At 72.9% G+C, this 19965-nt stretch carries 23 protein-coding genes and 1 tRNA gene; 10 read left to right on the top strand and 14 right to left on the bottom strand.

The window, feature by feature from the left end; all coding sequences use genetic code 11:
- Positions 1–29: 29 nt before the first annotated feature.
- The 4 genes from L332_RS20860 to L332_RS20845 all read right to left on the bottom strand — a co-directional run bounded on the left by L332_RS20860 (position 30) and on the right by L332_RS20845 (position 3113).
- Entirely contained in the window at positions 30–752 is a 723-nt protein-coding gene (locus tag L332_RS20860) for a flavodoxin family protein (RefSeq protein ID WP_031223472.1), read from the bottom strand.
- An 86-nt stretch (positions 753–838) separates the two neighbouring features.
- A complete protein-coding gene (locus L332_RS30715) occupies positions 839–1027 on the bottom strand; it encodes an SDR family oxidoreductase (RefSeq protein WP_021010211.1) in 189 nt (62 codons plus the stop codon).
- 324 nt (positions 1028–1351) lie between these two features.
- Positions 1352–2212, bottom strand: a complete 861-nt coding sequence (locus L332_RS20850; protein WP_021010210.1) for a 3-hydroxyacyl-CoA dehydrogenase family protein — start codon at positions 2210–2212, stop codon at positions 1352–1354.
- Between the two features lie 100 nt (positions 2213–2312).
- The gene (locus L332_RS20845) at positions 2313–3113 is read right to left on the bottom strand and encodes an SDR family NAD(P)-dependent oxidoreductase (RefSeq protein WP_021010209.1); all 801 of its coding nucleotides are present in this window, start codon (positions 3111–3113) and stop codon (positions 2313–2315) included.
- A gap of 70 nt (positions 3114–3183) precedes the next feature.
- Here L332_RS20845 and L332_RS20840 point away from each other — a divergent pair.
- Together L332_RS20840 and L332_RS20835 are read left to right on the top strand one after the other, a co-directional pair.
- A tRNA-Leu gene (locus tag L332_RS20840) sits at positions 3184–3266 on the top strand.
- 22 nt (positions 3267–3288) lie between these two features.
- The gene (locus L332_RS20835) at positions 3289–4011 is read left to right on the top strand and encodes a DedA family protein (RefSeq protein ID WP_021010208.1); all 723 of its coding nucleotides are present in this window, start codon (positions 3289–3291) and stop codon (positions 4009–4011) included.
- A 16-nt stretch (positions 4012–4027) separates the two neighbouring features.
- Here the strand turns inward: L332_RS20835 and L332_RS20830 are convergent, their stop codons facing one another.
- Genes L332_RS20830 through L332_RS20815 form a run of 4 tightly spaced genes read right to left on the bottom strand, consistent with a single transcriptional unit; the run spans position 4028 to position 7167 of the window.
- Entirely contained in the window at positions 4028–4681 is a 654-nt protein-coding gene (locus tag L332_RS20830; RefSeq protein ID WP_021010207.1) for a metal-dependent transcriptional regulator, read from the bottom strand.
- A complete protein-coding gene (locus tag L332_RS20825) occupies positions 4662–5483 on the bottom strand; it encodes a metal ABC transporter permease (protein ID WP_052588654.1) in 822 nt (273 codons plus the stop codon). The genes L332_RS20830 and L332_RS20825 overlap by 20 nt, the downstream gene beginning before the upstream one ends.
- A 35-nt stretch (positions 5484–5518) precedes the next feature.
- Positions 5519–6262 carry a metal ABC transporter ATP-binding protein gene (locus L332_RS20820; RefSeq protein WP_021010205.1) on the bottom strand — a complete coding sequence of 248 codons (744 nt, stop codon included), beginning with the start codon at positions 6260–6262 and terminating at the stop codon, positions 5519–5521.
- Complete coding sequence (locus tag L332_RS20815; protein WP_200860958.1) at positions 6259–7167, bottom strand: metal ABC transporter solute-binding protein, Zn/Mn family; 909 nt, start codon at positions 7165–7167, stop codon at positions 6259–6261. Before L332_RS20815 ends, L332_RS20820 begins: the two co-directional genes overlap by 4 nt.
- 240 nt (positions 7168–7407) lie before the next feature.
- Here L332_RS20815 and L332_RS20810 point away from each other — a divergent pair, with 240 nt between their 5' ends.
- On the top strand, positions 7408–8538 hold the full coding sequence (locus L332_RS20810) for an STAS-like domain-containing protein (RefSeq protein WP_021010203.1): 1131 nt from the start codon (positions 7408–7410) through the stop codon (positions 8536–8538).
- A gap of 17 nt (positions 8539–8555) precedes the next feature.
- Here L332_RS20810 and rdgB read toward each other — a convergent pair whose 3' ends face one another.
- Genes rdgB through murI form a run of 3 tightly spaced genes read right to left on the bottom strand, consistent with a single transcriptional unit; the run spans position 8556 to position 10754 of the window.
- Entirely contained in the window at positions 8556–9188 is a 633-nt protein-coding gene (gene rdgB / locus L332_RS20805; RefSeq protein ID WP_021010202.1) for an RdgB/HAM1 family non-canonical purine NTP pyrophosphatase, read from the bottom strand.
- Entirely contained in the window at positions 9185–9907 is a 723-nt protein-coding gene (gene rph, locus L332_RS20800; protein WP_021010201.1) for a ribonuclease PH, read from the bottom strand. The genes rdgB and rph overlap by 4 nt, the downstream gene beginning before the upstream one ends.
- A gap of 10 nt (positions 9908–9917) precedes the next feature.
- Positions 9918–10754, bottom strand: coding sequence for a glutamate racemase (gene murI / locus L332_RS20795; protein WP_021010200.1), 837 nt, complete (start codon positions 10752–10754; stop codon positions 9918–9920).
- A gap of 110 nt (positions 10755–10864) precedes the next feature.
- Here murI and L332_RS20790 point away from each other — a divergent pair, with 110 nt between their 5' ends.
- Genes L332_RS20790 through L332_RS20775 form a run of 4 tightly spaced genes read left to right on the top strand, consistent with a single transcriptional unit; the run spans position 10865 to position 13966 of the window.
- A complete protein-coding gene (locus L332_RS20790; RefSeq protein ID WP_021010199.1) occupies positions 10865–11698 on the top strand; it encodes an ABC transporter ATP-binding protein in 834 nt (277 codons plus the stop codon).
- The gene (locus L332_RS20785) at positions 11695–12336 is read left to right on the top strand and encodes an ABC transporter permease (protein ID WP_021010198.1); all 642 of its coding nucleotides are present in this window, start codon (positions 11695–11697) and stop codon (positions 12334–12336) included. Before L332_RS20790 ends, L332_RS20785 begins: the two co-directional genes overlap by 4 nt.
- Entirely contained in the window at positions 12333–13031 is a 699-nt protein-coding gene (locus L332_RS20780; protein WP_021064959.1) for an ABC transporter permease, read from the top strand. Before L332_RS20785 ends, L332_RS20780 begins: the two co-directional genes overlap by 4 nt.
- Positions 13028–13966, top strand: a complete 939-nt coding sequence (locus L332_RS20775; protein ID WP_021010196.1) for an ABC transporter substrate-binding protein — start codon at positions 13028–13030, stop codon at positions 13964–13966. Before L332_RS20780 ends, L332_RS20775 begins: the two co-directional genes overlap by 4 nt.
- Here the strand turns inward: L332_RS20775 and L332_RS29355 are convergent.
- Positions 13963–14523: a GNAT family N-acetyltransferase gene (locus L332_RS29355; protein ID WP_021010195.1), complete on the bottom strand. Its 561-nt coding sequence runs from the start codon at positions 14521–14523 to the stop codon at positions 13963–13965. The genes L332_RS20775 and L332_RS29355 overlap by 4 nt on opposite strands.
- Before the next feature lie 74 nt (positions 14524–14597).
- Between L332_RS29355 and L332_RS20765 the strand changes: the two genes are divergently transcribed.
- Positions 14598–15887 (top strand): nicotinate phosphoribosyltransferase, encoded by a 1290-nt coding sequence (locus L332_RS20765; protein ID WP_031223465.1) that lies wholly within the window; start codon positions 14598–14600, stop codon positions 15885–15887.
- A gap of 22 nt (positions 15888–15909) precedes the next feature.
- Here the strand turns inward: L332_RS20765 and L332_RS20760 are convergent, their stop codons facing one another.
- Positions 15910–16197, bottom strand: a complete 288-nt coding sequence (locus tag L332_RS20760) for a DUF3039 domain-containing protein (RefSeq protein WP_041203885.1) — start codon at positions 16195–16197, stop codon at positions 15910–15912.
- Positions 16198–16298: 101 nt separating this feature from the next.
- Here L332_RS20760 and L332_RS0115010 point away from each other — a divergent pair, with 101 nt between their 5' ends.
- A complete protein-coding gene (locus L332_RS0115010) occupies positions 16299–17195 on the top strand; it encodes a hypothetical protein (protein WP_021010192.1) in 897 nt (298 codons plus the stop codon).
- A 10-nt stretch (positions 17196–17205) separates the two neighbouring features.
- Here the strand turns inward: L332_RS0115010 and L332_RS20755 are convergent, their stop codons facing one another.
- Positions 17206–18666, bottom strand: a complete 1461-nt coding sequence (locus L332_RS20755; RefSeq protein WP_021010191.1) for a S1C family serine protease — start codon at positions 18664–18666, stop codon at positions 17206–17208.
- Between the two features lie 60 nt (positions 18667–18726).
- Between L332_RS20755 and L332_RS20750 the strand changes: the two genes are divergently transcribed.
- Entirely contained in the window at positions 18727–19950 is a 1224-nt protein-coding gene (locus L332_RS20750) for an aminotransferase class I/II-fold pyridoxal phosphate-dependent enzyme (protein WP_021010190.1), read from the top strand.
- Positions 19951–19965: the final 15 nt, after the last annotated feature.

The following is a 19965-nucleotide window of genomic DNA, read 5'->3' as shown; positions in this document are numbered from 1 at the left end:
CGCCAGCGGCGCGGGCGAGGCGACGTCCGTCAGCGGTACTCGGGGTTCTGGAAGCCGAATCGATCGCCGCGCTCCCACGCGTTGCGGTCGTTGCCCTCGCTCGGGATGCCGCCCTGGAGCATGCGCGCGAGGTGCAGCAGGTTCCACGCCATGATCGTGATGTTGCGGTTCGTGAAGTCGTTGTCGGCACCCGCGATCGACCCGTCGTCGAGCTCGTCGCCGTAGGAGGGTCCCGGCCCCGCTTCCCCCACCCAGCCGGCGTCGGCCTGCGGTGGGATCGTGCAGCCGAGGTGCTGCAGCGCGTAGACGAGCTCGCGCGCGACGTGCTTCATGCCGTCCTCGTTGCCGCCGACGAGGCATCCGCCCACCTTGCCGTAGAAGATCGACTGGCCGTGCTCGTTGAGCTCGCCCGACTCGGCGTAGAGCCGCTCGACGACGCGACGCGTCACGCTCGAGGCCTCGCCGAGCCAGATCGGCGTCGCGAGCACGAGGATGTCCGCGGCGAGGACGCGCTCCCACAGGGCGGGCCACGCGTCCTCGCTCGCGCCGTGCTCGGTCATGTCGGGCTGCACGCCCGGCGCGATCGCGTGGTCGACCGCGCGCACGACCTCGACCTCGACGCCCTGCTTGCGGAGGATCGTCGCGCTCGCCTCGATGAGCAGGTCGGTGTGGCTCTCGTCCGGTGAGGGCGTGAGGGTGCCGTTGAAGTACAGGGCGCGGATGGGTCGAGGCCGGTCGGCTGCTTCGGTCATGGCCCGACCGTGGCACGCGAAGCCGGGAGCGACCTCGGAGGACGCTCCCGGCCGGTTCGACGCGCCCGCGGTCGCGGGCCAGCTCGTCACATGGCGCCGGTGTAGCCGCCGTCCACGTGGATCGTCGTGCCGGTGACGTACGACGAGGCGTCGCTCGCGAGCCACAGGCTCGCCTGCGCGATCTCGCGCGGCTGCGCGAAGCGGTGCAGCGCCGAGAGCTGCTTCGGGCACTCGACCGGGTCGAGCCCGAACTGCTCGATCGCGCCCTGCAGCATCGGCGTGTCGACGGCGCGACGGGATGCGGCTGCACGCGGAAGCCGGACGTCGAGGAGATGTCGACGATCGAGCCGCCCTCGCCTCGACCTGCTCGGCGTCGGAGATGTCGACCTGCACGAACTGCGCCTCGCCGCCGCCGGCCCGGAAGTCGGCCGCCACGCCCTCGCCCTTCTCGGCGTTGAAGTCGGCGACGATCACCTTCGCGCTCGCCTCCGCGAACAGCCGGGGTCGCCTCGCCCATGCCCATCGCGGCCCCGGTCACGATCGTCCGCGACCGCGCTCGCGGCCGCTGCCCTCGATGCGACGCCGGACGGCCCAATCTATTACGATTTTGAAATATCGTCCCGCGCCTCGAGCAGGGCCGTGAGCCGCGAGGCGAAGCGCGCCGACGCATCCGCGTCGCGCTCCAGGAAGCCTCGGCCGGTCTTCGCGCCGAGGTCGCCGCGCTCGACCCGCTCGCGCAGCATGCCGGGGGCGGCGGATGCGTCCCCGAGCGTCGGGAAGATCCCGTCGGTCACGCTCGTCCACACGTCGAGGCCGCCGAGGTCCATGATCTCGAACGGGCCCGCGAGCGCCCAGCGCGGGCCGAGCCCCGCGGTGACGACCGCGTCGACCTGCTCGGGGGTCGCGACGCCGCGCTCGACGAGGTGCATCGCCTCGCGATAGAGGGCGGCCTGCAGCCGGTTGGCGATGAAGCCCTCGACCTGCTGCGCGAGCGGCACGGCGGTCTTTCCGGCCGCGGTCAGCAGGCCGACCATCCGCTCGACGGTCTCGGGAGGCGTCGCGGGCCCCGGCACGACCTCGACGAGCGGCACCGTGTCGGCGGGGTTGAAGAAGTGGGCGATCACGAGCCGGGACGGGTCCCGCATGCCGGCCGCGAGCGCGTCCGCCCCGATCGACGACGTGTTCGAGGCGATCACCGCGTCGTCGTTCGCCGCCTCGACCTCGGCGAGCAGGGCGAGCTTGAGGTCAAGCCGCTCGGGCGCGGCCTCGAGCACGATCGTCGCGCCGTCGACGGCTTCGGCGACGCTGCCGTGCGCCGTGCCGCCGGCCGACTCGGCCGCGGCGCCGGCCGCTTCCGCGCGCACGTCGAAGACCCGCACGTCGTGGTCCGCGCGCCCGAAGACGCGCGCGATGCCCGCGCCCATGATGCCCGCGCCCAGCACGGCGATCGTCTCCGCCACAGCAGCCTCCCCGCCCCGGCCGGCGCCGGTCCACCCGAGGATGCCACAGCCGCGCCCCGCCGGGACCGGCTTCGCGGGTCGCGGCGATCGGCGTCGCTGATCAGCGGGCGTTCGCGTCGTTCGTCGGCTCGAGCTCGCCCTCGGCGTCGCGCCGGTCGAGCCGCGCCATGCTCCAGCCGCCCATGGCCCCATCCGGGATGAGCGGCACGAGCGGCGCCGTGAGGCGGTAGCGCCAGTCGCTCACGACGACGCTGCGGCCCTTCCGGAGCCCCCGCAGCCCCTCCCGGGCGGTCGCCTCGACGCTCGCCCAGATGATGTCGGGCGTGCCCGAGCGGTCGATGCCGAGCCGCTCGTGGAACTCCGTCTTCAGGAAGCCGGGCAGCAGCGCGGTCGCGCGGATGCCGTCGGCGCGATAGCGCGCCGCGATCGAGCGGGAGAAGGTGATGGCGTGCGACTTCGCCGCCGAGTAGGTGCCGTTCGGCATGCGGCCGGCCATGCTCGCGACCGTCAGGATGCCGCCGCGACCGCGATCGAGCATGCCGGGCAGCGCCGCGTGCACGAGCCGCATGGGCGCCCACACGAGCAGGTCGAGCAGTCGCCGCTCCTCGTCGACGCCCGAGACGTGGAAGTCGGCGAGGATGCCCGTGCCCGCGTTGTTGACGAGCACGTCGACCGGGCGGGCGGGGTCGGCGACCCGTGCCGCGACGCGCTCGAGGTCGTCGGCGACGGTCAGGTCGGCGGCGAGCACCTCGGTCTCGACCGGCAGCGCCGCCGCGGCTTCGCGCAGCCGCTGCTCGTCGCGCGCGACGAGCACGAGGGAGAAGCCGTCGGCGGCGAGCTGGCGCGCGAGCTCCGCGCCGAGGCCTGCCGTCGCGCCGGTGACGAGCGCGCGCATGTCCATGCCGCCACTGTGGCAGACGCTCCCGGGCGCCGCCTGCGCATCCTCGGCACCGCTACGCTGGAGCGACCACGCGGGAGTGGTGGAATTGGCAGACACGCAGGATTTAGGTTCCTGTGCCCTCGTGGCGTAGGGGTTCAAGTCCCCTCTCCCGCACTGCGATCGCCCTAGGAGCCCCGTGCCCCCGCTCACCGCCGAGTTCCTCATCGATGTCGAGGGCCTCATCTCCGGCGCGGGCCCGTGGGCGCTGCTGCTCGTGTGCGCGATCGTCTTCGTCGAGACGGGCCTGCTCGTCGGGTTCCTCCTGCCGGGCGACACGCTGCTCGTGATCGCCGGCATCCTGTCCTTCACGGGCGTCATCCCGCAGCCCATCTGGCTCGTGATGCTCTGCATCTGGGCCTGCGCTGTCGCGGGCGACCAGCTCGGCTACTTCATCGGCCACAAGGCCGGACCGCCGATCTTCCAGCGCCGCTCGTCCGGCCTGTTCTCGCATCGCACGATCGAGCGCACGAACCGCTTCTTCCTCAAGTACGGCGCCGCGGCGGTCATCATCGCCCGCTTCATCGGCATCGTGCGCACCTTCATGCCCGTCGCGGCGGGCGTGGGGCGGATGCCATGGCCACTGTTCCTGCGCCTCGACGTGCTGGGCGCGCTGCTGTGGGGCGCGGGGCTGCCGCTGCTCGGGTGGGGCGTCGCCCACATTCCCGGCGTCGCGGAGGTCGTGACGCAGTACATCGACCTCGTGCTGCTCGGCGTCGTCGGCATCGCGATCGTCGCGATCACCTGGCACGCCATCCAGTCCCGGCGCGAGGTCGCGCGCGAGATCCGCGAGGGCACCGCGGCCGGCCCGGTCGAGACGCTCGACCTCTCTGGCACCGGCACCGCCGGCCTCGAGCGCTGACGCCTCGGTCGAGCGCTCAGGCCGCGAGCCAGATCGCGCGAGCGACGTCGGGACCGACGTCGACCGTGCCGCGCAGCGCCCGCACCTGCATCGAGCCGGAGTAGGGCTTGACGCCGAGCACCGTGAGCCGCGCGTCGAGCGCGATGCCCGCGTCGGCGAGGAAGCGGAGCATCGCGGGATCCTCGTCGGAGATCCGCACGACCGCGCCCTCGTGGCCGGCCGGCGCATCCGCGAGCAGCACCGCGTCGGGCCGCCGCACGGTGCCGTCCGCGGCCGGGATCGGATCGCCGTGCGGGTCGCGCTCCGGGTCGCCGAGCGACGCCGCGATCGACTCGAGCAGCCGGTCGCTCAGCGCGTGCTCGAGGATCTCGGCCTCGTCGTGCACCTCGTCCCACTCGTAGCCGTGCCGCTCGACGAGCCAGGTCTCGACCACCCGGTGGCGCCGCACCTGCCGCACGGCGAGCCGGCGTCCCTCGGGCGTGAGCTCGACCGCCCCGTACGGGCGGTGATGCACGAGGCCCGCGGCGGCGAGCTTCTTCACCATCTCGGTCACGGTCGAGTTCGCGAGGCCGAGCCGCGTCGCGAGCTGCGACGGCGTGACGGGCTCCGGCTGCCACTCGGTGTGGTGGTAGATCGCCTTGACGTAGTCCTCAGCCGCTGTCGACCGCATGCCGCCTCGCTCTCGCCCACCGGATGACGATCCCCCGTCGGGACCCGAACAGCAACGCTAGCCCGAAGGCGAGCCCTTGCGAGAGCACGACCGCCCCGCCCGGGGAGATGTCGAGCCAGAACGCGCCGAGCAGCCCGACCATCGACGCGACCACCGTGATGCCGACCGACCACGCGAGCAGCGCATCCCACCGCACCGCGATGAGCGACGCCGTCGCGCCCGGGATGACGAGCATCGCGACGACGAGGATGATGCCCACGGCTTGCAGCGCCGTGACGACCGTGAGCGCGAGGGCACCGAGCAGCACCGCGTGCAGCAGCCGCGGCCGCAGCCCGATCGCGTGCGCGTGGCCCGGATCGAAGGCGACGAGGGTGAGGTCGCGGCGCAGCACGAGCAGCGCGACGCACACGATCGCGCCGACGATGAGCACCTGGGCGATGTCGGCGTCGGAGACGCCGAGCACGTTGCCGAAGAGGATGTGCTGCAGATCGGTCTCGGCGGGCGTGACCGAGACGATCACGAGCCCGAGCGCGAACAGGGTCGTGAAGACCACGCCGATCGCCGCGTCCGCCTTGATCCGGGAGGCCGCGCGCACGCCGCCGATGAGCGCGACGGCGCCGATGCCGAACACCGCCGCGCCGAGCGCGAACGGCAGGCCCAGGATGTAGGCGAGCGCGACGCCGGGCAGCACCGCGTGCGAGACGGCGTCGCCCATGAGCGACCAGCCCATCTGCACGAGCCACGTCGAGAGCAGCGCGCACGCGACCGCGGCGACGAGCGTGACGAAGATCGCGCGCAGCATGAAGTCGTAGGTGAAGGGGGCGAGCAGGGCGTCGATCACCGCTCCTCCGCCGCTCCGGCGCCGAAGGCCTCGGCGATCCGCTCGGGGCTCAGCACCTCGTCGGGCGGGCCCTGGTGCAGGAGCCTCCCCCGCAGCAGCAGCACGTCGTCGACGAGCTCGGCGACGCCCGAGAGGTCGTGGTGCACGATGACGACCGTGCGCCCGCGCTCGCGGAGCCCCCGCAGCACCGCGACGATGCGGGCCTCGCTCGAGCGGTCGACGCCCGCGAAGGGCTCGTCGAGCAGGAGCAGCTCGGCGTCCTGCGCGATCGCGCGCGCCACGAACGCGCGCTTGCGCTGGCCGCCCGAGAGCTCGCCGATCTGGCGGTCGGCGAGGTGCGCGATGTCGAGCAGCTCGAGCGCCTCGGCGACGGCGGCGCGGTCGGCAGCGCGCGGGATCCGCAGGAGACCCATGCGACCGAAGCGACCGGTCGTGACGACGTCGCGCACGGTCACCGGGAAGTCCCAGTCGACCGACTCGGCTTGCGGCACCGAAGCGACGAGGCCCTCGCGACGCGCCTCCGCGGGCTTCCGGCCGAGGATGCGCACGGTGCCCTCGTGCGGCACGCGCTCGAGGATCGCGGCGAGCATCGACGACTTCCCCGAGCCGTTGACGCCCACGAGGCCCGTGATCTCCCCCGAGCGGATGCGTGCGGTCACGTCGACGAGGGCGCGCACGTCGCCGTAGCGCACGCCGAGGCCCTCCACGACGATCGCGTCCCGCGCTGCCGTGCCGCTCATCCGCCCAGTCCCTCCAGGACCGCCTCGATGTCGTGCTCGACGAGCGCGAGGTAGGTCGGCGCGGGCCCGTCCGGCGTCGAGAGCGAGTCGACGTGGAGGCTGCCGTCGAAGCGCACGCCCGCGTCGCGCGCGATCTGCTCCTGGGTGCCCGGATGCGTCGTCGACTCGCAGAAGACGGTCGGCACCTGCCGCTCCTCGACGATCGCGGCGACCTCGGCGATCGATTGCGGCGTGCCCTGGCCGCCCGCGTTCACCGGCCACAGGCTCGCTTCGTCGAGGCCCGCGTCGCGCGCGAGGTAGCTGAAGGCGCCCTCGCACGTGACGAGCACGCGCTGCCGCGCGGGCACGCGCGCGACGCCCTCGCGGAGGCGCTCGCCGAGGGACTCGAGGCGAGCGGTCAGCGCCCGGGCGCGCTCGTCGATCGCGGCGCGCTCGGCGGGGACGAGGTCGCCGATCGCGACACGGAGCGCCTCGACGTAGCGGGCGCCCTCGCCGGGCGCGACCCACGCGTGCGCGTTCGGGTTGCCGGCGTAGTGGCCGGTCTCGATCGCGATCGGATCGACCGCATCGCTCAGCACGACGTGCGGTGCGTCCTGCCGCTCGACGAGCGTGAGCAGCCAGTCGTCGATGCCCCAGCCGTTCGTCACGACGAGGTCGGCGCCCTCGGTGCGGACGAGGTCGCCGGGCGTCGGCTCGTAGTCGTGCACCTCGACGCCCGGCCGCGTGAGCGATTCGACGCGCGCGGCGTCGCCCGCGACCTCGCGCGCGATGTCGGCGATCACCGTGAAGGTCGCGAGCACGACCGGGCGCTCGTCGTCGGTGGTTGAAGGGCGCGATGGTGCCGGGCAGCCGACGAGCCCCGCGACGGCGAGTGCGGCCGCCGCTGTCGCGGCCAGCGTTCGCAACACCGCATGCAGTTTTTTCGGCATGCCGAAATCATGCCACATTCGCGCTACGGCAGGCCAGATCGGTCGAGTCGCGATCCTCGACCAGCGACGAAACGCTCGCTCCGGCGATGTCGTGGCGTTAGCATCAAACGAAATACATGGGAGTAGTCCGTGAAACATGAGGTTCGGGAACTGAACAGCCACAAGGCTGCGGATTCGTTGGTTCGCCGACTGAAGGAGTCGCCCGAGGAAGACACTGTGAAGCTGCGCTTCGGCGGGTCGAAAACCTACCCGAACGGCGCGGTTCCTCTGGCCGCTACGCTCGATTTGCTGCGGGCTCGCGGGATGGCTGTTACTTGCGACCAGGTGCCGAATGAGATCGCGAAGACTCACCTTCTCGAGCCGCTTCCGGTCAGCGAGTTCTCACGTCGATTCACCCCGGCGACCAACACGGTGTGGAAGTACAGTTCCGAAGCAGAGGCGCGACGGCTGGCCAATCTCTTCGTCGAGGTGCTTCAGAACCAGGTCGTATGCGAGGAGGGCGTGCTCGACACCTTGCAGTGGTGCCTGTATGAGGCACTAGACAACGTCTTTCAGCACAGTGAGGCCGCGAGCGGTTACGCAATGATGCAGTTGCACTGGCAGCGGCGGCTTTGTGCGATCAGCGTCGCTGATACGGGCATCGGGATTCAGCGGTCGCTGTGGACAGGCATAGGTGCGGGCACAGCGAAGTATGCGCTGGCGGACGTTCGAGAGCCACACCAGGCCGTTCAGTTTGCACTTCGCCAGGGAGCGACGCGGCGACCCAACTACAACCAGGGGAACGGCCTCTTCGGCTTGCGTCGTGCAGCGGAACTGAATCAAGGCAAACTGGCTGTGCGTTCCGGCTGGGGGTACTGGGCGCTTGTAGAAGGTGAAGTGACAGAGCAAACAGATCGACAGCGCCCGCTGATCGATATGGAGCGTCACCAAGGCACCTGGGTCGACTGGGAGGTTGACTGCTCGACACCGGTCTTGCTCCGGGACGTGCTCCCGTCGAAGACGACTCGCAGCGATGTTCTCGAGAGTATTGAGGTCGCGACAGGGTTCCACCGCGTGATGCTCAACGAGATCAACAAGGCGGTGGGCTCCAGGAATGCAGGGACGGCAGTGCGAAACCGCCTGCTCAATTATCTGAAGGCTGGCGCCCCGTCCTTGGTCGTCGATTTCACCGGCTTCCGAGGCGTCGTCTCGTCGAGCTTTGCAGACGAGGTCTTCGGCAAGCTTGCGCTGGAGCTCGGTGAACTGCCGTTCCGACGGCGCGTGTTCCTTGAATCGATTTCGGAAACAAACCGAGCGCTGATCGAGCGAGCGGTACAGATGAGGCTCGATGAACCGGTAGCGACCTAGGAGATCAGACTTCTAATTCAGGCACCGCCGCGGATACACTCCGCGAGCGCCGCGAACGCGATCCGGCGGTGGCTGAGCGCATCCTTCTCGTCGGCGCTCAGCTCGGCCGACGAGCGGCCGCCGCCGTCGTGGGGTACGAAGATCGGGTCGTACCCGAACCCGCCGTCGCCGCGCGGCGCATCCGCGACCTCGCCGGCCCACTCCCCGCGCACCGCGAACTCGCCCTCGGCGTCGACCCACGCGGCCGCGCACACGAAACGCGCGCCGCGATCGGCGTGCTCGGCGAGGTTCGCGAGCAGCAGCTCGAGGTTGTCGCGATCGTCGCGCGTGCCCGCGTAGCGAGCCGAGTGGATGCCGGGGGCACCGTCGAGCGCGTCGACCTCGATGCCCGAGTCGTCGGCGATCGCCGGCAGCCCCGTGCGCTCGTGCGCGGCGCGCGCCTTGATCAGGGCGTTCGCCTCGAAGGTGTCGCCGTCCTCGATCGGCTCCGGGCCGTCGTCGGGCAGCAGCTCGATGCCGGGCAGGAGCGGCGCGAGGATGCGCTGCAGCTCCTCGACCTTGTGCGGGTTGCGGGTCGCGACGACGACCTGCAGGCCGCCGCCGCGCGGGTCGATGCCCGTCGAGCCGAAGCCCGTGTCGACGGGGCTCACGCGAGCGCCTCGCGCTGGAGCTCCGTCAGCCGGGCGGTGCCGGCGAGCGCGAGGTCGAGCAGCGCGTCGAGCTCCGAGCGGTCGAAGGGTGCGCCCTCGGCCGTGCCCTGCACCTCGACGAGCAGCCCGCGCCCGGTCGCGACGACGTTCATGTCGGTGCCGGCGCGCACGTCCTCGAGGTAGTTCAAGTCGAGCGTCGGCTCGCCGTCGACGATGCCGACCGAGACGGCCGCGACCGAGTCGACGAGCGGCTTCGCGCTCTTCGGCACCCGCCCTTGCGCCTGCGCCCACGCAACCGCGTCGGCGAGCGCGACGTAGGCGCCCGTGATCGCGGCGGTGCGCGTGCCGCCGTCGGCCTGCAGCACGTCGCAGTCGACGGTGATCGAGAGCTCGCCGAGCGCCTTCATGTCGACGCCCGCGCGCAGCGAGCGGCCGATGAGGCGCGAGATCTCGTGGGTGCGGCCGCCGACGCGCCCCTTCACGCTCTCGCGATCCATCCGCTCGTTCGTCGAGCGCGGCAGCATCGCGTACTCCGCCGTCACCCAGCCCTTGCCCTTGCCGGCCATCCAGCGCGGCACGGTCGGCATGACGGATGCGGTGCACAGCACGCGCGTGCCGCCGAACGAGATGAGGGCGCTCCCCTCGGCCTGCGCGCTCCAGCCCCGCTCGATCGTGACCTCGCGCAGCTGATCGAGCTGCCTGCCGTCCTTGCGTGCCATGGTCTCTCCTTCAGTCGGTGCGGCCGGGCAGCTGGATGACCCCGGTCTGGTGGAACTCGACGTGCGTGACCTCCGGCCCGAGGAAGCGGCGCGCGAGCCGCAGGAACGGCTCCTGCGCCTCGGTCGTCGCCTCGAACTCGTAGGTGGGCGTCGCGTCGACGGGCGCGAGCATGCGCCGGTCGCTCAGCATGCGGTAGACGTCGCCCGCCGTCTCCTCGGCGCTCGAGACGAGCCGCACGTCGGGACCGGCGACGTAGCCGATCGCGCCGGCGAGCAGCGGGTAGTGGGTGCAGCCGAGCACGAGGGTGTCGAGGCCCTCGGCGAGCAGCGGCTCGAGGTACTCGCGCGCGGCCTCGAGCACCTCGTCGCCCGTCGTCACGCCAGCCTCGACGAACTCGACGAAGCGCGGCGCGGCGCCGGCGGCGACGTGCGGCACCCCTGCGGCGGCGAACGCGCGCTGGTAGGCGCCCGAGCCGATCGTGCCTGCGGTGCCGATCACGCCGATGCGGCCCGAGCGGCTCTGCGCCACGGCGGCGCGCACGGCCGGGTCGATGACCTCGACGACGGGGATGCCCATCCCCTCCTCGTAGCGCTCGCGCGCGACGTCGAGGGTCGCGGCGGAGGCGGTGTTGCAGGCGATGACGAGCATCTTCACGCCTTGCGCGACGAGCGTGTCGAGCACGTCGAGCGCGAGCGCCCGCACCTCGGCCTGCTCGCGCGGACCATACGGGCCGTTCGCGGTGTCGCCGATGTAGGTGATCGACTCGGCGGGCAGCTGGTCGATGAGCGCCCTCGCCACGGTGAGCCCGCCGACGCCGCTGTCGAAGACTCCGATCGGGCGCTGCACGACGGCAAGCCTAGTCGTGGCGCGTTCACGGGCCGCTCGCAGGCGCGACCGGAGAGGATGTCGCGGGCGGGCGGTATCGTCATCCCTCCGCGAAGGTGAGGAGAACCTGCGTGATCGAGTTCGACGCGGTGCGCAAGGAGTACCCGGGCGGCACCGTCGCGGTCGCCGGCTTCAGCCTGCGCGTGCCGTCGCATTCGGTCGTCGCCCTCGTCGGCTCCTCGGGCAGCGGCAAGACGACGCTCCTGCGCATGGTGAACCGCATGGTCGAGCCCACGTCGGGCGCGGTCCGCATCGACGACGTCGACGTCCGCTCGCTCGACCCGGTGGGCCTGCGCCGCTCGATCGGCTACGTGCTGCAGGCGGGCGGCCTGCTCCCCCATCGCACGGTCGCCGACAACGTCGCGACCGTGCCCGTGCTCGCGGGGCGCTCGCGCCGCGAGGCGAGGGCGGATGCGCTCGGCCTCCTCGAGCGCGTCGGCCTCGACCCAGCCCTCGCCGACCGCTACCCCGCACAGCTCTCCGGCGGCCAGCAGCAGCGCGTCGGCGTCGCGCGGGCGCTCGCCGCCGACCCGGACATCCTGCTCATGGACGAGCCGTTCGGCGCGGTCGACCCGATCGTGCGCGAGCAGCTGCAAGCCGAGCTGCGCGCCCTGCAGGCCGAGCTCGGCAAGACGATCCTGTTCGTCACCCACGACGTCGACGAGGCCTTCGCGCTCGCCGACGAAGTGGTCGTGCTGCGCGCGGGCGCCGAGATCGCGCAGCGCGGCACGCCGACCGAGATCCTCGCCGCCCCCGCCGACGACTTCGTCGCCGCCTTCGTGGGCGCGGGCACCGCGCGCCGCACCCTGCGCATCCGCGAGCTCGACGGGCGTCGCGTCGTCGTCGACGGCGACGACCGCCCGACGGGCGTGCTCGAGGCCGACGCCCGCGAGGGCGCGCCGTGACGTGGCTGAGCCAGAACCTCCACATCGTCTGGGGGCTGCTGGCCGATCACCTGCTGCTCTCGGTGCCGCCGATCCTGCTGAGCCTCGTCATCTCGGTGCCGCTCGGGCGGCTCGCGGCCGGGAGCCGCCGCTGGCGCACGCCGCTGCTGACCGGCACGGGCCTCCTCTACGCGATCCCGTCGCTGCCGCTGTTCATCATCATCCCCGCGATCACGGGCTTCGCGCTCCGCTCGCCCGCGACGATCATCACCGCGCTCACGCTCTACGGCTGCGCGCTCCTCGTGCGCGGGGCGGCGGATGCGTTCGCGTCCGTCCCCGAGGACGTCCGGCTCGCGGCTGAGGCGACCGGGCACTCCCGCTGGGCGAGCTTCTGGCGGGTCGAGCTGCCGCTCGCCGGCCCCGTGCTGCTGTCGTCGCTGCGGGTCGTGGTCGTCTCGACCGTCAGCCTCGTGACGGTCGGCGCGGTCATCGGCACCGCGAGCCTCGGCACGCTCTTCACCGACGGGTTCCAGCGCGGCATCGAGGCCTCGATCCTCACCGGCATCGTGCTCACCGTCGTGGTCGCGGTCGTGCTCGACGCGCTGTGCGTGCTCGCGGGGCGCGCGGCGATGCCCTGGCGGCGGACGGTGTCGGCGTGAACCTGGTGCTCGACGCGCTCGCGTGGCTGCTCGACTCCGCGAACTGGGACGGGCGCGGCGGGATCGGCGCGCGCATCCTCGAGCACCTCGGGTTCTCGGCCGCGGTCGTGGCGGCAGCGTGCGCGATCGGGATCCCCGCGGGCGTCGCGATCGGCCACTCGGGCCGGGGCCGCTCGCTCGTGATCGTGCTCACGAGCGGTGCGCGCGCGCTGCCGACGCTCGGCCTCCTGACCATCCTCGGCCTCGCGCTCGGCATCGGGCTCGACGCGCCGTTCCTCGCGCTCCTCGTGCTCGCGCTGCCGCCCGTGCTCGCGGGCGCGTACGCGGGCGTCGAGTCGGTCGCGCGCGAGACCGTCGGCGCCTCGCGCGCGATCGGCATGACCGAGTGGCAGCTCGTGCGCGGCGTCGAGCTGCCGCTCGCCGCGCCCGTGCTGCTCGGCGGCGTCCGCTCCGCCGCCCTGCAGGTCATCTCGACCGCGACGCTCGCCGCGTACGTCGCCGACACCGGCCTCGGGCGCCCGCTGTTCGAGGGCCTCAAGACGCAGCGCTACGACATGATGCTCGGCGCCTCCCTCCTCGTCGCGCTCCTCGCGCTCGTCGTCGAGCTCGGCTTCCAGCTCGTCCAATCCGCCGCGGCCCGCCGCGCCGAACCCCACCGCGCGCCGTCCGGCGCGAGAGAGAGGATCTCCGCATGATCAGGACCACCACCCGCCGGGCGGCGATCGCCCTCGCCGCCGTCGGCACCGCGAGCGCTGTGCTCGTCGGCTGCGCGAGCGCCGACCCCCTCGCCGCGGACGAGAGCACCGCGCCCTCGAGCGGCGGCGACGGCACGACCCTCGTCGTCGGCTCCCAGGACTACTACTCGAGCGAGATCATCGCCGAGCTGTACGCTCAGGCGCTCGAGGACGCCGGCTACACGATCGACCGGCAGCTGCGCATCGGGCAGCGCGAGGTCTACGTGCCCGAGATCGAGTCGGGGGCGATCGACCTCTTCCCCGAGTACACGGGGCCGCTGCTGCAGTACTGGAGCCCCGACCCCGAGGAGCGGCTGACCGACGAGGTGTACGACGCGCTCGTCGAGGCGGCGCCCGAGGGCATCACGATCCTCGACCAGGCCGAGGCGACCGACCAGGACTCGTACGTCGTCACGCGAGCGTTCGCCGACCAGTACGGGCTCGAGACGGTCGCCGATCTCGCGAGCGTCGACGTGCCGCTCACGATGGGCGCGAACTCCGAGGCCGAGAGCCGCCCGAACGGCCCCCAGGGGCTCGCGAGCGTCTACGGCATCGAGGTCGGCTTCACCCCGATCGAGGACGGCGGCGGCCCGCTCACGATCCGCGCGCTGCAGGACGGCGACATCCAGCTCGCGATCGTCTACACCGCCGACCCGACGATCGCGCAGAACGACCTCGTCGTGCTCGAGGACACGGAGGGACTGTTCCTCGCCTCGCACGTCGTCCCGGTCGCGAGCGACCGCGTCGACGAGGCCGCGCAGGAGGTCGTGAACGGCGTCACCGCTGCGCTGTCGTCCGACGCGCTCATCGAGCTCAACCGACGCAGCGTCGAGCAGCAGTCCCCGGCAGCCGACATCGCGCGCGCCTGGCTCGAGGAGGAGGGGCTCGTCGGCTAGCGCCGCAGCATGCGGTGCATCGGGATGCCGCCCCACGTCGGCCCGGTCGACACCCGCTCGTCGAGGTGCTCGAAGCCCCGCCGCTCGTAGAAGCGAGCGGCGCGGGCGTTGCCGTCGATGAGCCACAAGTAGTGGGGCCGCTCGTCGACGACCGCGTCGAACAGGGCCGCGCCGAGCCCGGAGCCGTGCATCTCGGCCGCGACGTAGAGCCGGTCGAGCTCGCGATCGGCCGGCGGCGGCACGAGGCCGAGCTCGCGCTCCCAGCGCGCCGGCGCGGGTCCGGCGGCGGCGATGCCGACGATGCGGCCGCCGCGCCACGCGATGCGGCGCACGGCCTCGCCCGGCTGGCCGAAGACGTGCGCGAGTCCCGCGACGTTCGCCTGCTCGAGGCCGCGGGAGCCGAAGTCGTCGGGCAGCTGCCCCGCGTAGGTGCGCTGCTGCTCGGCGACGAGGAAGCGGGCCCACGCCTCGGCGTCCTCCGGCCGGGGGGCCCGCAGCTCGACGCCCCCGGGCAGTTGTCGCTCGCTCGTCCGGGTGGGTCGGGTCTCGTCGCGCACCGGCCCACGCTACCGGCTCCCGGTCGCTCGCTCGGCGGTCGGCATAGGCTGGCGCCGTGACCGACACCGCGCTCATGACCGACCGCTACGAGCTGACCATGATCGACGCCGCGATGCGCTCCGGGACGGCCTTCCGCCCCTCGGCGTTCGAGGTCTTCGCGCGGCGCCTCCCGGGCGCGCGCCGCTACGGCGTCGTCGCCGGCACCGGTCGCTTCCTCGAGCGGCTCGCCGAGTTCCGCTTCGGCGACGCAGAGCTCGCGTTCCTGCGCGAGCACGAGGTCGTCTCGCCCGAGCTGCTCGACTGGCTCGCCGGCTACCGCTTCGCGGGCGACATCCGCGGCTACGCCGAGGGCGAGGCCTACTTCCCCGGCTCCCCGATCCTCGTCGTCGAGGGCTCCTTCGCCGAGGCGGTCGTGCTCGAGACGGTCGCGCTCTCGGTGCTCAACTACGACTCCGCGGTCGCGAACGCCGCGACCCGCATGGCGCGCGCCGCGAAGGGCCGACCGGTCGCCGAGATGGGCTCGCGCCGCGCGAGCGAGGAGTCGGCGATCGCCGCCGCCCGCGCCGCCTACATCGCCGGTTTCCGCGCGACGAGCAACCTCGCCGCGGGCGCCCGCTGGGGCATCCCGACGATGGGCACCGCCGCCCACTCCTTCACGCTCCTCCACGATTCCGAGGCAGAGGCCTTCCAGGCGCAGATCGACACCCTCGGCGTCGGCACGACGCTGCTCGTCGACACCTACGACATCGAGCAGGGCATCCGCACCGCGATCGAGGTCGCGGGCCCGAAGCTCGGCGGCATCCGGCTCGACTCGGGCGACCTCGACGAGGTCGCCGCCGAGGCGAGGGCGCTGCTCGACTCGCTCGGCGCGACCGAGACGCGCATCACCGTCACGAGCGACCTCGACGAGTACGCGATCGCGGCCCTGCAGGCGAGCCCGGTGGATGCGTACGGCGTCGGCACGAGCGTCGTCACCGGCTCGGGCGCGCCCGCGGCGGGCATGGTCTACAAGCTCGTCGCGCGGCAGGGCGACGACGGCGAGTGGGTCGGCGTCGGCAAGCGCAGCGAGGACAAGGCCTCGCGCCCGGGCGAGAAGGTCGCGGTGCGCACCCTCGAGGGCGGGATCGCGGTCGAGGAGACCGTGCTCGTCACCGACGACCCGCACGTGCTCGAGCAGGCCGCGACGCGCGGCCGCGCACTCCAGGTGCCGCTCGTCGAGCGCGGCGAGATCCAGGAGCGGTGGCTCGGCCCTGCGGGCGTCGAGCTCGCGCGCGAGCGGCACACCGCCTCGATCGACGAGCTCCCGGCGGAGGCGCACCGCCTCGCGCGGGGCGAGCCCGCGATCCCGACGGTCTTCCGCTGACGCATCCGACCGCCGTCAGGCGTCACTCCGCGCGCAGCTTCTCGTAGATCTCCTTGCACGAGGGGCAGATCGGGAACTTCTCCGGGTCGCGCCCGGGCGTCCACTTCTTCCCGCACAGCGCGCGCACGGGCTTGCCCGAGAGCGCCGACTGCAGGATCTTCTCCTTCTTGACGTAGTGCGAGAAGCGGTCGTGGTCGCCGTCCTCGACCGACTCCTCGTTGAGCAGCTTCTCGAGCTCGCGGTCGAGCACGTCGGTGCTGCCGCCCGTGCCGACGGTGTCCGGTCCAGGGGTGAGGGTCATGCGAGCCATGATCCCACGCTCAGCCTCCTCCCGGCACGGTCGGGACACGATGATGCCGGGCAGGATGATGGATGCGTCGCGGCACGCGACGAGGACGACGAGGGGATGCCATGGACGAGCTCGATCGCGACGAGGAGATGGGCTGGCTCATCACGACGCTCGAGAACATCCTGGGCGTGCAGCGCCCGCTCGTCGTCGGCCACTTGCGCAACCTGCGCCGACGGCACCCCGACATGACGCCCGAGCAGATGATCGCCCGGCTCGAGAAGCAGTACCTCGCGGCCGTCACGAGCGGCGGCGCGGCCGTCGGCGCGAGCGCCGTCGCGCCCGGCATCGGCACCGTCGCGGCGATCGGCCTCACCGCAGCGGAGACGGTCGTCTTCCTCGAGGCGAGCGCGTTCTTCGCGCAGGCCGTCGCCGAGGTGCACGGCATCGCGGTCGAGGACGAGCAGCGGGCGAAGGCGCTCGTGATGGGGCTCATGCTCGGCTCGGGCGGCAAGGCGCTCGTCAAGCGCGTCGCCGACCAGGCGCTCGGCCGCCGCGGCGGCGGCTCGGCGTTCTGGGGCCAGATGATCACGTCCTCGCTCCCGAGCGGCGCGATGGGGCAGGTCATCGACCTCATGCGCCGCGCGTTCCTGCGCCGCATGGCGCGCAACACGGGCGCGAGCATGGTCGGTCGCGCGATGCCGTTCGGCATCGGCGCCGTCATCGGCGGCGTCGGCAACAACATGCTCGGCCGCCAGGTCGTCAAGGCCTCGCGCGAGGCCTTCGGCCCGCCACCCGTCCGGCACCACGGCTTCCTCTCCCCCGCCGAGCGCGAGGAGCGCGTGAGCCTCGGCCGGCGCATCCGCGAGGCGCGCGAGATCGAGCGCGAGGGGCTCGGCGGCGGGCTGCGCCGGCTGCGCGAGCGCCGCGCGGCTGGCGGCACCGACGCTCCGGGTATCGGCCCGGGCGGCGACGCCCCCGGCACCGACGGCGACGGGGGCGCGAGCGCCGACGAGCGCTGAGGCCCGCCGGCTAGGGCAGCTCGCCGAGGGTGACCTCGACCTCGGCGCGCTCGCCGCCCCGGAGGTACTCGATCGTCACCGTCGCGCCCGCCGCGTGCGCGCGGACCTGGGCGGTCGCGTCGACGGCGTTCGTCACGGGCGCTCCCTCGATCGCGGTGATGACGTCGCCGGGCTGCAGGCCCGCGGCAGCGGCCGCGCCGCCGTCGGTGAGCTCCCGCAGCTGCCCGCCGACCGAGCCGATCGAGGCGTCGCGCACGTCGCTCACCGTCGCGCCGAGCAGCCCGTGCGTCGCCTCGCCACGGTCGATGATCTCCTCGACGACGCGCTGCACGAGGCTCGACTCGATCGCGAAGCCGATGCCGATCGAGCCCGACGACTCGCCCTGCCCCATGCTCGCGATCGCGACGTTGACGCCGATGAGCTGGCCGGAGGCGTTGAGCAGCGCGCCGCCCGAGTTGCCCGGGTTGATCGACGCATCCGTCTGCACGACGGGGATCGAGATGTCCTCCTGCGCGGCCTGCGCGCCGTTCTCCTGCCAGAAGCCGAACGGCGACTGCTGCGAGTCCTGCGAGTCGTCGGGCGCGGCGCTCGAGGCGATCCGCAGCCCGCGATCGACGGCCGAGACGATGCCGTCGGTGACCGAGTTCGAGAGGCCGAGCGGCGCCCCGATCGCGATCGCGGTGTCGCCCACGCGCACGTCGTCGCTCGACGCGAACGTCACGACCGGCAGCTCGGCGTCGACCCGCAGCACCGCGAGGTCGACGACGGGGTCGGTGCCGACGATCTCGGCGGCGAGCAGCCGGCCGTCGCTCGTCTCGACCGTGATGGATGCGTCGGCCGACTGGCCGTCGAGCGTCACGACGTGGTTGTTGGTGACGATGTAGCCGCCGGGCGCGATCACGACGCCGGAGCCCTCGCCCGCGCCGGCGCGCGAGGCTGCCTGCACCGTCACGACGGAGGGGCCCGCGGCCGCGGCGACGTCGGCGATCGTGCCGGGATCGGAGACCGGCTCGGCGGCGACGCCGCCGCTCGGCGCCGATTGCGTCTGCGGGGAGGTCTGCTGCGCCGCGAGCGCGCCCCCGCCGAAGCCCGTCGCACCGCCGATGAGCGCGGCGCCGACGATCGCGCCGACGACGAGCCCCGTGCTGCGGCGACGCGCGGACGCCTGGGGGCTCGCGCCCGCAGGCTGCCCGTAGTGGGGCTGGGGGTCGCTCGAGCGACCGAAGGCCGAGGGTGCGGGCACCGAGGACGCGTAGGGAGCGGAGCCGAAGGGCGGCGCGACGTCGGGCGTCGATCCGTACGGCGCCGACGCGGGCGCGGCCTGCCCGCTCGGCTGGCCCGCGGCGGGGCTCTGCCACCGGGTCTCGTCCGCGGGTCGCGACCAGGGGTTCGGCACGTGGCCCTGGTGGCTCGCGGGATGCGGCGGCTCGTACGGGTTCGTCATGACCTCGACGATGCCACGCCAATCCATGCGGTTGCTAAGCACTCGCAATGTCGACCGTTCGCGGTGCGAAGCGAGTAGCGTCGAGGCATGGAGGTCGATCGCTCGCACCGAGCACCCTGGCAGCGCACGGCGGCGGGGGCGGGCCTGCTGGGAGCCGACGGGCGCCTCGCGCCGACGATCTTCGCCGAGATGACGGCGCTCGCGACCCGCACGGGAGCGCTCAACCTCGGCCAGGGCTTCCCCGACGAGGACGGCCCGCGCGCGGTGCTCGACGCCGCGAAGCACGCGATCGACCACGGCCGCAACCAGTACGGGCCGGGTCGCGGCGCCCCCGAGCTCATCGACGCGATCATCGAGCACCAGCGCCGCTTCTACGGCATCGGCCTCGGCCGCGGCGACGTGCTCATCACCGCGGGCGCGACCGAGGGCCTCGCCGCGACGATGCTCGCCTACCTCGAGCCGGGCGACGAGGTCGTCGTCTTCGAGCCCTACTACGACGCCTACGCGGCGGTCGCCGCGCTCGCGGGCGCCGTGCTCGTGCCCGTGCCGCTCACGGCCCCCGACTTCCAGCCCGACCCCGATCGGCTGCTGCGGGCGACGAGCCCGCGCACGCGCATGATCCTCGTGAACTCGCCGCACAACCCCACCGGCTCGGTCTTCAGCGAGGAGACCGTGCGGCACATCGTGCGGATCGCCGAGCGGCGCGACGCGCTCATCGTCACCGACGAGGTCTACGAGCACCTCGTCTACGACGAGCAGCACGTGCCGGTCGCGGCGTTCCAGGCCGCGCGCGAGCGGCTCGTCTCGATCTCCTCCGCGGGCAAGACGTTCTCGATCACCGGCTGGAAGGTCGGCTGGATCATGTCGACGCCCGAGCGGATCGCGCACATCACCGCGGTCAAGCAGTACCTCACGTTCGTCAACGGCGCGCCCTTCCAGCCCGCGGTCGCGGTCGGCCTGCGCCTCCCGGACGAGCACTTCCAGACGATCCGCGACTCCTTCTGCCGCAAGCGCGACATCCTCACGAGGGGCCTGCGGAAGGCGGGCTTCAAGGTCAACGACGCGATGGCGGGCTACTTCGTGCTCGCCGACGCCGCCCCGCTCGGCATCGACGACGCGAGCGCCCTCGCGCGGCGGCTGCCGGAGCTCGCGGGCGTCGTGGGCGTGCCGCTCTCGGCCTTCGCGCGGCCCTCGCGGCGCGACCTGCGCTCGACGATGCGCTTCGCCTTCTGCAAGTCCGACGACACGCTCCACCGGGCGGCCGAGCAGCTCGCGGCGCTCCGCGGCGTCGAGCTCGAGCCTGCGCGCTGACCGCCCGAGCGGCCG

It is taken from the genome of Agrococcus pavilionensis RW1, assembly GCF_000400485.1.
Lineage (GTDB): Bacteria > Actinomycetota > Actinomycetes > Actinomycetales > Microbacteriaceae > Agrococcus > Agrococcus pavilionensis.
The sequence above is the reverse complement of the archived record's forward strand: the minus strand, read 5'-3'. Positions and strand labels throughout refer to the sequence as shown.

Bases quoted from the DNA above. Each gene is read 5' to 3' on its own strand.
- L332_RS0115010 (WP_021010192.1), top strand. From the start codon at position 16,299: ATGGACGAGCTCGATCGCGACGAGGAGATGGGCTGGCTCATCACGACG.
- L332_RS20750 (WP_021010190.1), top strand. From the start codon at position 18,727: ATGGAGGTCGATCGCTCGCACCGAGCACCCTGGCAGCGCACGGCGGCG.
- L332_RS20755 (WP_021010191.1), bottom strand. From the start codon at position 18,666: ATGGATTGGCGTGGCATCGTCGAGGTCATGACGAACCCGTACGAGCCG.
- L332_RS20845 (WP_021010209.1), bottom strand. From the start codon at position 3,113: ATGGACATGCGCGCGCTCGTCACCGGCGCGACGGCAGGCCTCGGCGCG.
- L332_RS30715 (WP_021010211.1), bottom strand. From the start codon at position 1,027: ATGCTGCAGGGCGCGATCGAGCAGTTCGGGCTCGACCCGGTCGAGTGC.
- L332_RS20830 (WP_021010207.1), bottom strand. From the start codon at position 4,681: ATGCGGTCGACAGCGGCTGAGGACTACGTCAAGGCGATCTACCACCAC.
- L332_RS20825 (WP_052588654.1), bottom strand. From the start codon at position 5,483: ATGCTGCGCGCGATCTTCGTCACGCTCGTCGCCGCGGTCGCGTGCGCG.
- L332_RS20760 (WP_041203885.1), bottom strand. From the start codon at position 16,197: ATGGCTCGCATGACCCTCACCCCTGGACCGGACACCGTCGGCACGGGC.
- L332_RS20860 (WP_031223472.1), bottom strand. From the start codon at position 752: ATGACCGAAGCAGCCGACCGGCCTCGACCCATCCGCGCCCTGTACTTC.
- L332_RS20820 (WP_021010205.1), bottom strand. From the start codon at position 6,262: ATGAGCGGCACGGCAGCGCGGGACGCGATCGTCGTGGAGGGCCTCGGC.
- L332_RS20765 (WP_031223465.1), top strand. From the start codon at position 14,598: ATGACCGACCGCTACGAGCTGACCATGATCGACGCCGCGATGCGCTCC.
- L332_RS20775 (WP_021010196.1), top strand. From the start codon at position 13,028: ATGATCAGGACCACCACCCGCCGGGCGGCGATCGCCCTCGCCGCCGTC.
- rph (WP_021010201.1), bottom strand. From the start codon at position 9,907: ATGGCACGCAAGGACGGCAGGCAGCTCGATCAGCTGCGCGAGGTCACG.